Source organism: uncultured Brachyspira sp. (assembly GCF_944388875.1).
Taxonomy (GTDB): Bacteria; Spirochaetota; Brachyspiria; order Brachyspirales; family Brachyspiraceae; genus Brachyspira.
On sequence record NZ_CALXKQ010000017.1, the window covers coordinates 1 to 13,989 of the forward strand.

Annotated in this window: 14 protein-coding genes; 10 read left to right on the forward strand and 4 right to left on the reverse strand. The window is 26.4% G+C overall.

Translation table 11 applies throughout. The annotated features are described in order from the left end of the window. A partial coding sequence (locus tag Q0J69_RS09825; protein ID WP_297206841.1) for a PD-(D/E)XK nuclease family transposase occupies positions 1–194 on the reverse strand: 194 nt, incomplete at its 3' end. A 78-nt stretch (positions 195–272) separates the two neighbouring features. After that, positions 273–857: a hypothetical protein gene (locus tag Q0J69_RS09830; protein WP_297206845.1), complete on the reverse strand. Its 585-nt coding sequence runs from the start codon at positions 855–857 to the stop codon at positions 273–275. A 456-nt stretch (positions 858–1,313) separates the two neighbouring features. Here Q0J69_RS09830 and hisIE point away from each other — a divergent pair, with 456 nt between their 5' ends. From hisIE to Q0J69_RS09870, 8 genes are all read left to right on the forward strand, one after another. Beyond that, positions 1,314–1,979 (forward strand): bifunctional phosphoribosyl-AMP cyclohydrolase/phosphoribosyl-ATP diphosphatase HisIE, encoded by a 666-nt coding sequence (gene hisIE, locus Q0J69_RS09835; RefSeq protein WP_297206847.1) that lies wholly within the window; start codon positions 1,314–1,316, stop codon positions 1,977–1,979. Between the two features lie 150 nt (positions 1,980–2,129). Beyond that, entirely contained in the window at positions 2,130–2,666 is a 537-nt protein-coding gene (locus Q0J69_RS09840; RefSeq protein ID WP_297206849.1) for a hypothetical protein, read from the forward strand. Positions 2,667–2,683: 17 nt separating this feature from the next. After that, positions 2,684–3,592: a hypothetical protein gene (locus Q0J69_RS09845; protein ID WP_297206852.1), complete on the forward strand. Its 909-nt coding sequence runs from the start codon at positions 2,684–2,686 to the stop codon at positions 3,590–3,592. A gap of 12 nt (positions 3,593–3,604) precedes the next feature. Beyond that, on the forward strand, positions 3,605–4,306 hold the full coding sequence (locus Q0J69_RS09850) for a hypothetical protein (protein WP_297206854.1): 702 nt from the start codon (positions 3,605–3,607) through the stop codon (positions 4,304–4,306). A 21-nt stretch (positions 4,307–4,327) separates the two neighbouring features. Continuing rightward, positions 4,328–4,993 carry a cell envelope biogenesis protein OmpA gene (locus Q0J69_RS09855; protein ID WP_297206857.1) on the forward strand — a complete coding sequence of 222 codons (666 nt, stop codon included), beginning with the start codon at positions 4,328–4,330 and terminating at the stop codon, positions 4,991–4,993. Positions 4,994–4,999: 6 nt separating this feature from the next. After that, entirely contained in the window at positions 5,000–5,278 is a 279-nt protein-coding gene (locus Q0J69_RS09860) for a hypothetical protein (RefSeq protein WP_297206860.1), read from the forward strand. A 12-nt stretch (positions 5,279–5,290) separates the two neighbouring features. Further along, positions 5,291–5,941 carry a tia invasion determinant gene (locus tag Q0J69_RS09865; protein ID WP_297206862.1) on the forward strand — a complete coding sequence of 217 codons (651 nt, stop codon included), beginning with the start codon at positions 5,291–5,293 and terminating at the stop codon, positions 5,939–5,941. A 22-nt stretch (positions 5,942–5,963) separates the two neighbouring features. Beyond that, complete coding sequence (locus Q0J69_RS09870) at positions 5,964–6,545, forward strand: OmpA family protein (RefSeq protein WP_297206864.1); 582 nt, start codon at positions 5,964–5,966, stop codon at positions 6,543–6,545. Positions 6,546–6,592: 47 nt separating this feature from the next. On the opposite strand, the gene Q0J69_RS09875 is transcribed toward Q0J69_RS09870, so the two are convergent. Further along, entirely contained in the window at positions 6,593–8,884 is a 2,292-nt protein-coding gene (locus Q0J69_RS09875; RefSeq protein WP_297206866.1) for a DUF262 domain-containing protein, read from the reverse strand. Between the two features lies 1 nt (position 8,885). Next, positions 8,886–10,637 carry a DUF262 domain-containing protein gene (locus Q0J69_RS09880; RefSeq protein ID WP_297206868.1) on the reverse strand — a complete coding sequence of 584 codons (1,752 nt, stop codon included), beginning with the start codon at positions 10,635–10,637 and terminating at the stop codon, positions 8,886–8,888. 179 nt (positions 10,638–10,816) lie between these two features. Here Q0J69_RS09880 and Q0J69_RS09885 point away from each other — a divergent pair, with 179 nt between their 5' ends. Both Q0J69_RS09885 and Q0J69_RS09890 read left to right on the forward strand, forming a co-directional pair. Then, positions 10,817–12,340: a YifB family Mg chelatase-like AAA ATPase gene (locus Q0J69_RS09885; protein ID WP_297206869.1), complete on the forward strand. Its 1,524-nt coding sequence runs from the start codon at positions 10,817–10,819 to the stop codon at positions 12,338–12,340. Between the two features lie 132 nt (positions 12,341–12,472). Next, positions 12,473–13,939 carry an ATP-binding protein gene (locus tag Q0J69_RS09890; RefSeq protein ID WP_297206871.1) on the forward strand — a complete coding sequence of 489 codons (1,467 nt, stop codon included), beginning with the start codon at positions 12,473–12,475 and terminating at the stop codon, positions 13,937–13,939. Positions 13,940–13,989: the final 50 nt, after the last annotated feature.

Genomic DNA, 13,989 nt, shown 5'->3' on the forward strand with positions numbered 1-13,989 from the left:
ACATCAAGAACAGATTCTTTTAAATTAATATTTTCAGGCAGATTATGAGGATTAATAATCTCCAAATCATGAACTTCATCAAATTTTGAATCTCTAAGTACACAGTTTACTATATTTTCTAATATATCTTCATTACCAAGAGAGCCTAAAAGATAACGCACAAAATAATCGTTCATTCTGTTAATATTTCTCATACAAAAATTATAACAAAAAGAAAATAAAAGTAAATGTTTTCTTAAATTGCATGTATCATACTCTATAAAATAAAATTATTACTTATTTTTTTTATTATCATTATCCCTAAGGTATTTACTAATTCTCAATGCTATAAATGATATTATACCGCCAGAAAAGAAAGCTAATAATTCTAGTACGCTCTCTATACTTCCACCCATATTAAAAATAGCCATGTTTCCATGTATTTTATAAATAATAGCCAAACTCATTATAAGAATTACAGCAAATGTAATAATATAAAATTTATAAGAGTAATTTTTAAAAAAAAGCATATCCGCCAAAATGCCTATGACAGCACATCCTATAAAAAATATTATTACCAATCTAATAAATAAATCTTCTGAATCCTTTTTAAAATCTACATTAGGATGCTCCCTATAATCTCTCCATCGGTGGCTTCGGCGAATTTCTTTAGTTTCTATATCACTATCAAAATCATAACTATTTTCTAAAATAATATTATTATCACTTAGTATATAGTTTCCATTATAAATGTTGTTTTCTTCATCATTACTTTCTTCTATTATTATATTTGTTATATTAGAATAATATTTTGTCATTTCATTATAAAATATAATAGAAAGAGTAATTAATATAACTGCTAATACACTAATTTTCATAATCCAACCTTCTTAATAATTATTAACTTATAATAAATTTAAATAATTTTTATTTCAAGCAAATTTACTATACCCACACCCTCTATCTTTTTTACCTTATTCTAAATTGTTACTTTCCTATTTTTTAATGCTTAATTAACATCTATTAGTACCCACCCAAAGTGTTATTTAAATTTTCAGTCTAATTTACGCACGCAGAACAAAGCTAAAAAATAAAACTATTTTAATAATTCTAATTTAATTATTTTTTTATTAATCAGTTTACCGTGCGTTGAATAAATTGCAGGCTTAATAAACACTTGGGTGGGCGTTAAAAAATATAAGTTAAACTTGTAAAATAAGTACAATATTTATACCCAAGATAAATGGTAATAAAATATCAATTTTTTACAAAGAATATTGCAAAAAAAACGTAATTATAGCATACTATCAGCAATATTTTAAAGGATTTTATTTATGAATAATATAAATAATATAATAATAGAAGAGTTAAAATTTGATGATAAAGGCTTAATACCTGCTGTGATTATCGATTATTACACTAAAGAAGTTTTAACATTAGCATATATGAACAAAGAAAGTTTAAAAATAAGTATAGAAGAAGGGAAAACCTGTTTCTACAGCAGAAGCAGACAGAAACTTTGGAGAAAAGGTGAAACTTCAGAAAATTATCAGTATATACAATGTATAAAAAGCGACTGCGATAATGATGCCTTAGTTGTAGAGGTAATTAAGGATGGACCTGCATGTCATACAGGATCAGAATCATGCTTTATGAATGAAGTTTATTCTAAAGAAGATTATAAAGACTTTTCTATAGATAAACTCTATGAACTTATAAAAGGAAGAAAAATTAATCAAACAGAAGGCTCTTATACAACATATCTGTTTAAAAGCGGCATAGATAAAATACTGAAAAAAGTAGGAGAAGAATGCACCGAAGTTATAATAGGTGCAAAAAATGACAGCAAAAAAGAAACGATATATGAACTATCTGATCTGCTTTATCATAGTTTAGTGCTTATGGTTGAAAAAGGAATAAGCATTAATGATATAAAAAATGAACTTGCTGGCAGGGCTGTAATAGACAAAAAAGAAAAACAAAAAAGCATGAAAGAGTAATGTTTAAGGATTTTAGCCTAAAAACATATAATAGCATACAGATGCATAACATTTTTTTTACAAAAAAGTAAAATTTTTATATAAAAAATATTGCAATATTTTCATAATGATTTATTATATAAATAATAAGTTATTTTATGGAAATATCACATGAAAAAAATATCTATCATACTAATTATATCATTCTTATTATTAATTTCATGCACTAAAGATTTCGGTGTAAAAGTAACGAAACCTGGTGCTGATTTAATACTTTCTAAAATGCAAAGCGGTAAATGGTCTGGAGCTACAGCAAGCGGCAATAATCTTAATATCTCTTCAGGTGGTCTAGTTGGAAATTATACTTTTGATGAACCTGTACTAGGTATAGGAGCGGTATATAAAGACAGCAATGGAAATTATATAATGGCTACCCCAGTAGGGGATACTCTCTATGCTATAAAAATGAATGCAGAGGCAAAAGCTGCTGTTGATACTATATTGGATATACTTGATGATGCAGGCGGAGAAGCAGTTGTTGGAAACTTAATAAGTGCTGTTATAGATAATGGTGCTGACAAAATAGATTTAAGCAATTCAGATAAAATACTTGCAGGTACTAATTTAACTCCTGATAAAGCAGCAGAAGTTGAAGCTATATTAAAAGCTTCTGCTAATGGTTTTAGCAGCGGTGAAGCTATAAAATAATAATCAGAGTTCTCATTATGAAAAAATATTTAATATTATTAATCATTCTATTCAATAGTTTTTCTTTATTTGCTAAAGGACTTCCTTTATCTACTGAGGTAACAGGAGAGGATTACAGCTGGATAAAGGGAAGACAAATGATAAGTGTTAATCTTAATCCGGGCGGAGCAATATATTTCCCATTATTGTTCAATACTGCAGCAAACAATGCTGTAAATATAGCAGGATTAATTGGAACAGATTTCGGCGATGTGGCTAAATATTTTGATTATGCAGATGTAAAAGGTTCTGCTTGGTATATACCTGCCATTTCTTATTCTATATTTGTACATAATCAAATAGCTATGGAGGCTGGAATAGGGGTTTACTCAAGCACTTATGATTTGAATATATCAAAAGAAAATGCAGGAAAATTATTAGAAGCATTAGGACAGGGAAATTATTCCAGTGTAGTAGGAACCGATACAAAGTTTAATGCCTCATTTGTATTTATGCCTGTTACATTCGGCGTAAAATTCTACGGACCTAAAAGACAATTCTATAATGCATTCCGTTTCGGCTTAGATGCTTTCTTTTATACAGTTTCTACAGAAAATGGATTAACTGGTATAAAAACAGAACATACAGTTTATGATGCCGCTTTATATGTTTCTTATGAAATAGGATGGAATATAGAATTATTCCCTACAAGAGAATGGAGAGTAAAACCTACTATAGATATAGCATTACTTGAAATAGGGTATTATGTAAGACCTTGGGCTGAAAATGTATATAATACTGTAACTGGAGGAACTACTTCATTAACTGCTGGTTTCTCAGCATTTAATATTCCTGCTTGGAACAGTTTTCCTAGTTGGGTGAGAAACTTCGCTGTAAATGTAAGATTTGCCTTATTCCCAAGAATAGGATTTAGTTTAAGATTTTAATGGATTTGAAATATGAATACTAAAAAAATAATAATTTTTATATATTTGCTAGTTTTTACTTCTGCTTCTGCAGTACATGCTCAGGATTACTTAAAACATCATATAGCTGTAGACTTTGGTACTACTTTATTTTCTATGGGAACTATACCTATTATTACAGACTTAGTATTTAAACCTCAGGAAGGAGCAGGCGGAAAAGTTTATGACGGTAAATTCGGCATAAGATTATCATATAATTATACCTATCTTCCAAAACAGTCAATAGATGTAACATTAGGTTTCTATGCTTTTGATACACATTATGGTGATTACGGCGATCCTAGTGTTGATAGTGCTACAGGAAATATTATAAGTTCTGCCTTTTTAGGAAGATTTTATAACGGCAGCACAATAGCAATACCAGCATCTATAGGTGTTAGATTTTACTTTAATAAGAATGATAAAGCTAATGGATTTTTCTTATTGCCAAAAGTAGGTATGACTACATTTATAGTTAATGGTAAAGAAGTAAGAGATGACGGCAGTATTAAATATAAAAGAACTACTGTGTATGATTTTTATATTTCAGGAGAAATGGGTTTTAAAATAGATTTAGGCGGAGATTGGAATGTACGCCCTTTCATAGATATATCATTGCTTGATATAGGTTATTCTTTTACTCCGGGCATAAGACTAATACCGCTTCCAAGATTGGCTATAGGTATATCTTTTTAATAATTGTAGAAGGTTTTTGTCATGAAAAGAATTTTATTGATATTAATAATAACTTGCTTTATGAGTTCATCTCTATTTCCATTGATTGAATCATTTTATATAGCTCCTAAAATAATTTATAATTTTAATGATTCTGGTATATATAATTCTAAAAATCAAAGAGTTATGAATAATTATCTTGGTGCAGGAATTTCTGGAGGATTTGATTTTTATAGATATCAGAAGTCTGTACCTGTAAGAGTGGAATTAGAATATGCTTTCAAAGATGGTATGACTGGAAATTATCATCAAAATAATATACTAAAGCAATCACAGCATACTATACTTGCTGCTGCTTATTACAGCTTTCATATTTATCATATAAAAAAGAGTGAATTAAAAGTATTGACAGCTGATGAAATATACAGAAGAACGCCATTGATGTCATTATATTTAGGCATGCTTATAGGAGCTAAAATAAATGCTAATACTTATGACAGATGGTTTGAAGACGGAGGAAAGGTTAAAGCTACTGTAACTAAACCTGAAGCTACATTTACAATAGGTGCAGGCTTTGGACTTGATTTTTATGTTGCCAGCTTTCTTAATATAGATGTAGGATACAGACTATTATATAGTTTAGACAAAGTTTTAGCACATGAATTTGTATTAGCAGCCAGATTCCCATTACCAGACCTTAGGAAATAAAATATTATGAAAAGAAGAATTATTTTACTACTAATTATTTCTATATTTATTTTTACATCCTGTAAAACTGGTACTTTAGTTATAGTCCCTATACCTAATATAGAAATACCTATATATCCGCCTCAGACTAATTTAAGTTTGAATACTAACATATTTAATAATTATTATTTAGGATTAGGCGGCTTTAGCAGTTTTAATAGAAGTTTATTTAATAATAGTACTGTTTTTTTTAATGGTACTACTAATAATAATTTATTTAAAAAGAATTTTGTTTACTTAAAATAAAAGGGTTGTTATATGAAACGATTAGTGATTGTATTATTATTTTTTATAGCTGCTTTTTCAAATAAAACTTTATTGTCAGCAACATTTTCAGGTGTTTATATAGCCCCTAAATTTAATTTTAAGCATGAAGCTTTAAAATCTACAAATATAGAAGAAACTATGAAAAAAGGTTCTGTTGTTTTTGATAAAAATAATTATTTAGGACTTGGTTTTGCCGTAGGTTATGATTTATTTAGAAAAACAAGATTGATTCCTCTTAGAATAGATTTAGAATATATGTTTCAGGGTATGGTTGCTGGGAAGGATAAAGGCTATTTTATGCAGGACATAATGGCAAGCATTTATTATGATATTAATGTATTTTTCCTAAAAAACAGCGAACTGGATACTGTTACATCAAAAGTGCTTTATCAAAGAACACCGCTTATGAATATATATATAGGGTTATCAATAGGAAACAGATTATTTCAAACTAGATATAATTATTCAGATATAGGAGATGCACTTATTACTAGAAGCTCCTTTGTATTTGGAATTAATGCTGGTTTGGTATATAATATTTTTGATTGGTTTGCTGTAGATTTGGGATACAGATATATAATAGGCTTTGGATTTAATAATGCCCATGAAGTTTTAATAGGAACTAGATTTACTATAAGATAATTAATTTAGAAGAAGTATAATTATGAAAAATAATATATTAATATTGATTTCTATGCTATTTTTTGCTGTATCATGTTCTACTGCAAGCCAGAATGTTATTATTGTGGCTTTCAGCAAACAGCAGCATGCAGTTATTTATAATGATAATAGCGAATACAAAGATATTCCTGAAAAAAACAACAACACTGCTGCAGTTAAAAAAACAGATAGCGGAAATACTATATTAATTACAGATAATGTAATAAATTTTGATTTCGATTCATACGAATTAAAAGATGAATATAATGATGGAATAAACGAAATCTATTCATATTTAAATAATAATAAAAATGCCATACTAATAATAGAAGGTCATGCAGACAGCATAGGAGACAGTAATTACAATATATACCTTTCTGAAAACAGAGCAAGAGCAATATTTGATGAATTAAGAGAAAAAGGAATAGAAAGAAGAAGACTTAGATACATAGGATACGGTTCTACACGTTCAGACCAAAACTATGATAAAAATAGAAAATGCCAATTTGTAGTAATCAATAGTGCTGATGAAGAGAAAGCATACAAAGAAAAAAATGAAACTGATACTATTAAATTAAAAAAATAAAAATATATATTTTTTATAAGCTGTCAAACTTTATAAATAAATAATTTTTAACAATGAGTAAAAATTATATAATTTAATATATCTTCTATATTTCTTTGAAAATATTTTGTGCATATTAAATTATTTTCTTTATAAACTTCCATTTTATATCTATTTTCAGAAGATAATTGCTCTCCGTAAATTTTAATAGTTTTATCATCTACAGATATATGCACATATGGCTCTTCATAAGAGTATTGCCAAATATAATCCATTTTAATATTACTATTCAAATTTTGATTTTGAAAAAATAACAGCAGCAAATAAGATAAAAATTCAACATGATAAGAAGACATTTTTGAACGAGTTATAAGATACAATTTATCATTTTTATTTAAAATCCTTCTAAAATCATTCAAATTATAGTAATCATTTATTAATAATTCTCTCCAGTCTTCTACATTACTATTATTTATTATTTTCAATAAAGAATTTTTTATATCGTTTAAAGATATATTATTTCCATTATAATATTTATATATTTCATCAAAGATATACTTTATTATAGGAATAAAATCATCCTTTTTTAACATCCCTTTCCAATATCCCTTGCTCTTATTATAAAAATTATTTTCCCATTCTAACAATAAATAACATTTCCCTTTATATGTTAATAATGCCCTTTCAAATAATCTTTCTTCTTCAATATCTTTATTAATACATTTATTATCATCCTTAGCATCGAAAATACATTCAGCTATATTTTTATATTTATCAAATAATTCAGTATCGTATTCTCTGCTGTCATTAACAGACTTAACAGACATATCAAGCAAAAATTTTATCTGATATTTACAAAATTCATTTTTTTCCATTTCTATTATTCTATTTTTCCATAATTCTTCATTTTCAGTAATAAGATATGCCTTAATTTTTTCTTCTTCTCTTTGATAAACATCAAAATATTTAATATCTGTATTTTTTATAAACTCTAAAATATTATCTGAATTTTTAATAAACTCATCAATAACCTTTATATCTCTAATATAATTATCTTTAGTACTATCTGTATTTTCTGTATAATTTACTATAACTCTCATAAACTCATTAAAGTTATATATAATAGTATTATCATCATCTAAAATTTTATCGCTATACTTTATTATATATCTGTATAAAGCAGCAAAATTAATTCTATCCATAAAAGTAACATTGTTATTTAATATTTTACCAAGATTTTGAGAAATATCATATCGTCCATATTTATTATACTTATCAAAAAAATCTTTCATCTTTACTAAGCAGTCTAAAAATACAGTTATTTCTTTTATACTTTCTTCGTTTATGACTTTTGAACAGTAATAATCTTCAAAATATAGAACTTGTTCTTCTTTATTATTAAAATAGTCTTCTTTATTATCTTTATTATCCTTTGAATATATTTTCTCATAATATTCATTATAAAAAATGTTATGAAAAATATTCATTACTTTTTCATCAAATAGCTTCTCATCATCTTTACAATATGATAGAAAAAAATCAGACCAATCTGTGTCTATTTTCCTTGAAAAATACTCACGCAAATTAAAACATTTATCAACTATTTTATACTGTAATTGTACTCCATTTAGATATTGTTCCAATTTTGCCTTAAAATTTTCAAAAGCAGTTAATGGTATTCCTGTAGAATTCATCTTTATATAAATATCATCAGATAAACTCATACTCTTATCTTCTAAATCCAAAAATTGAAAAGATATAAGTTTGTCTTCATTTTTAATTAAATCATCAAAAATACATCCAATATCCTTAAAATCTTTAAATTGACTATGAATAACATCCATTGTATTAAGCATAGCTTTTATAGTAGGATCATAATACCATAAATACATAAACCAATTTTTATTTTTTATAATATTAGAAATATTTTCACCATTATTAAAATCACTATATAAATCTTTATTTACTATAGCATTGCAAAAATCTAAAGAACTTGCTCTAACTTCATACTGAAGTTTAGACTTTAATATATCATTTTCTTTTAATGTAAATTTTTCTCTAAACTTTTCCATTTTATCGCTTTTCTGTGCCAAATACCAATATAGTAAAAATAATGTAGTTATTCTCTGCTGTCCGTCTAATATAATATACTTATTATCTTTTTTTACTCCGTATATAAAATCAAGCTCGCATTGTTTTTTATTTAATAATGCTTCTTTTAAATAACTAATAAAATTCTTTATTACATTTTCTTCTTTATCACCGCACATTCTTCCCTGAACATAATCTCTCTGCATCGCTGGTATTAAAATAATGAATTCATTTTCAATAATATCAATTAAACTTTTTAATTTACTCATATTATATTTCCTCAAAATATTCTTTTATAGTTTTCTCTATCTCTTTTTGATATGCATCTGCATCTTCATCACTCCAATGAAAAAGATTAGTTAAAGCAGAGCTGTAAACTTTAGTAAAAACATTTTTTGTAGCTATAGGTATAAAATAACCTTTAGAATCTTTTTCCAAAATAGTTTTTCTTTTAAAAGGAAACCAAGCATTTTTATATGATCTGTTAGTCTCATAATCTAATAAAGCTAAATTACCGATAGAATTGATATTCTCAAAATTATCATCAAAATTAAAATAATCTTTTACCAAGCTAAATAATTCATTAAAATCATCATTACTTTTTGACTGCTCATATTTTTTTATATATTCATCTATTTCGTATATTTTTTTATAATCATCATTTTCTGTATCATCATCATTATTAATATCAATATTAAAAAAATTTTTTATCATTTTGAACCAATTATCTTTACTTGTAATATCTTCTTCTGTAGCTTGAGAATGTATATGTTCTATATCCCAGCTATTTTTTTTGAACTCATCAAATGGAAATTTTATTACTGACTTATTCTTAATAATGATTATTAAATTAAATAAAAGCAATATTTTTTTTATAATATATTTATCTTTATACTCTATATAATCTAAGGTTAGTTTATGATTATTATCATGTATTTTATTTTTTATATTTTTGTATATAATTTTTTTTATTGATTTTTTAAAATCATATTTAGTTTCAGCTCTATTATATTCATCTATAATATATTTTATTGACTTAATATTAAAACACATAATAAAACCTATTAAATGAAATAGTTCTAAATCATTATAAAAATAATCAAAAATATACATTATATCTTTTACTTCCTGCCATTTAATATCAATGATAAATTTAATATTATTTTCACTATTTTCAAAAAAATCATTATAATATTCATTGAATGTATATCTTATTTCTTTTTTATTATCTAAATTATTCTTTATTATATCAAATATATATTCAATTCTATTTATATAATTTTTTTTATCATCATTTATGAAATACCAAAAAGAATCATTTTGCAAAGTATTTTCTATACTATCCCATTCATTTGATATTTGTATATGTTTTACCTTAAGAAGCTGCTGATCGCTTTCATCAGGCCAAGTTTTTAGAAATAAAGCTTTTATTAATTCAGCATTTGTAAGCTCTATTTTTCCTATATTTAATCTTGAAAATATTTCATACTCTTTATCAGAATTTTGAGTATCATTATCATCTATTTCATACCAAATAAACCCTACATTTTTATTATTTTTATCACTTTCTCCTTTAAGCAATTCTTTTATATTTTCAAATGCATTTTTATTATCTTCAAAATATTTTTTTATAGTATTATATGCCTTTACCATATAATGGAAATCTATATTATCTATATTTTCAGAATTTATCTTTTCATCTATTTTTTCTAAAAACTCTTTACTTTTTTCTCTGCTTTCATACGATAATTCATAAGATATAGAACTTTCTAAATATTTAAGTATCATATAAATAGTAGTAAGTCTTTGCTGACCATCTATAACTTTATAATAATCATTATCTTTTTTTACTACTAAAGGCTGCAGACAGTAAAAAGTATTATTAGATTGATAATGCTCATATAAATCTTTCAAAAGCTGTTCAACTTGTGCTTTTCTCCATTTATATCCTCTTTGATAGCTTGGTATTTTAAATTTATATCCTGATATACCATTTATATACTTAATAGTTAAATCACTCATATCATACCCTCAAAATACAAAAAAAAATATATATTACTGTTTATAACATAAAATATATAATAATGTATTTTTATCAAATATCAATATTTTTTAAGAATTTATACAAATTATAGGCTTAAAATCATAAAAAAATTTGTTTAACTATATGCATATAAAAATTAATTGTAACGGAGTTTTATATGCATACAAAAATATATTCAGAAGCTCTATATGGAATAGAAGGCATACCTATTATAATAGAAGTAAATATATCGGAAGGACTGCCTAAATTCGATGTTGTAGGTCTTCCAGATCAGGCAGTTAATGAAGCAAAAGAGAGAGTAATTGCTGCAATAAACAACAGCGACAGATTTTTTCCTCCCAAAAGAATAACTATAAATCTAGCCCCAGCAGATTTGAAAAAAACGGGAAGCATGTATGATTTAGCATTTGCTTTGGGAATATTATCTTCAAGTGCTCAGATATTTTTCTCTGACTTTATGGATAAAACTATTATACTTGGGGAATTAGCATTGGACGGAAGCGTGAGAGAGGTAAAAGGTATATTTTCAATGCTTCTTAATGCTAAAGAATTAGGGATAAAAAACGCCATTATTCCATTTAATAATATGGAAGAGGCTAATATAATTGACGGCTTGAATCTATATCCTGTAAAAACTCTGAAAGATGCAATTGACTCCATTGAAGGAAAAAAAACTCCAATAATTTCTGATGGTAAATTTAATTTTAATAATGATTATGAAGAAAATATAGATTTCTCAGATGTTAAAGGTCAGGAATATGCCAAGCGTGCGGCAATGATAGCAGCAGCAGGAGGACATAACTTTATAATGATAGGCTCACCAGGATGCGGGAAAACTTTGATAGCAAAAAGAATACCTACTATACTTCCCCCATTAACATTTGAGGAAGCTATTGAAGTTACAAAGATATATTCTTCTTACGGACTTTTATCAAAAGATATGCCTATAGTAAAAAAACGCCCGTTGAGAATACCTCATCATACATCTTCTTATGTAAGTTTAGTAGGAGGCGGAAGAAATATAAAAGCTGGGGAAATTACTTTAGCTCATAACGGAGTATTATTTCTTGATGAGTTTGTGGAGTTTCAAAGCTCAGCACTTCAAACTTTGAGAGAGCCTATGGAAGAGAAAGTTGTAACTATAAGCAGAGCAAACGGCAGTATTTCTTTTCCTGCAAATTTTACGTTAATTGCAGCTATGAATCCATGTCCATGCGGATATTACGGCGATGAAAAGCATATATGCAGATGTTCAGAAATAGCTAGAAAAAGATATATAGCAAAACTTTCAGGTCCTATACTTGACAGAATAGATATTTCAATAGAGGTCCGTGCCGTTGATTATAATAAAATGATTTCTAAAGCCGATGGAGAAAGTTCTTCAGCTATGCGTAATACGGTTATTGCTGCTCGTAAAAAACAGGAAAAACGATTCAAAGAAAATGGAATTAAAATATTTTCAAACTCTTCTATGGGTATAAAAGATATAGAAAAATTCTGCATAATGGATGATAAGGCTAGAAATATACTTAATATTGCCATGGAAAAATTTTCAATGAGTGCAAGAAGCTATAATAAAGTATTAAAAGTATCAAGAACAATAGCCGATTTGGAGGATAAAGATATAATAGGTATAGATCATATAACAGAGGCTTTACAATACAGATTCAATATAAATTGATAATGCTATATATTTATACATTAAAAATATAATATATAATTTTCACTATTTTTATTAAGCTAGGTTGATAATATATAATATATATGTTATTATTAGAATACACAATATAGGTATAAAAAAAGTGGATATGGTATGAAAATTGTATCTGGGAGATTCTTATCAAAATCGGAACTCAAAAATAGAATATTAAGAGATGTAGTTATAGCAATAATGTTCGTTTCTATAGTATTTTTAGTTTATGTCCAAATGAGAAGTCCTGTACCTATAAAATTTATATTTAAATCACTGTTTCAGGATGTGAAAACTTCAATAGTAGAAGAGTATTCAAAAATATTCTACCCTACATACTACTTTTCCATGCAAATGACGCCTATATTTGATATAGTAAATCAAGCACCTGAAGCATATAAGATTCTTATAACTAACTTCTTTCCAAAACATACATTTATAGAAAAAGCAGCCATGCAGGTTGGAAATAATTATATGTCTATAACCAAAGAAGGAAACGGATATAAAGTAGTCGGGCATATTGTAACAAACAGCAATAATAATCAATATTCTTCCGTACCTTTTGAACAGCTTAGTATAGATTCATTTTATATAAAAGACGGAAAGCCTTATATACATCTAATATATATAGCAAATGAGAACATAGCCTTTGAATATATATCTCAATTCAATGTTAACTTTAATGAAGTTGAACTTAAAGATATTGATAATATATATGCATATCTTGTTACAGGCAATAGTAAAATAACATTCCCAATTTCATTTTCTTCAAATACGAATAATAAAATAAATGATTTGGATTATATTGCAATAGCTGATATTATGACAAAAGAGTTTAACGGCACCAATGAAGATATGATGAAAGTTTCATATAAGGATAATAATTATTGGGGATATAAAGGCACTTTTTCTGTTGCTGATAATAATATTGAGATAGGAATTATTATACCAGAAAAAGCATTAATAAATAAAATTCAAATACCTATAGTTTTATTTTTAGTGATATTTGTAGTTGTTACGATTGTATTAATAGTAGTGCTTGCTATACATTATATAAGAATAATTGAAGATTTAAGAAGAAATCACATGGATATAAAGAAGATTATTGAAGAGGGAGAAAACACCAATGTAGAGTTTAAATCTTCTTTACGGTATGACAGCAGTACAGAAAAAATTAATAAGGCTTTGGAAGAAGTTATTATGAAATCTATTGCGGCATTCAGCAATACGGAAGGCGGAAGATTATTCATAGGTATTTCAAATGACGGTGAAATTTTAGGGCTTGAACATGATTATTCTACATTAAAGCATGCCAATCAGGATTTCTTTGAACTGCATTTAAGAACTCTTATAGAAACATACTATGGAAATGCATTCTCTGCTGAAGGTATCAGAATAGATTTTATTGTTGAAGACGGAAAAGACATTTGTATAGTATATATAAGTAAGGGAAGAGAGCCTGTATACACTAAGATTACAAACAAGCAGGGTGCTAAAGAGGAAAAATTCTATATTCGTGTTGGAAACTCATCGAGAGAATTGGCTAATGCAAGTGAAATAATAGCCTATGTTAAAAAACATTTCAAATAATAAAATGTTTGAGGCATCTAATTTGACTATTTATAGTCAATATTATATAA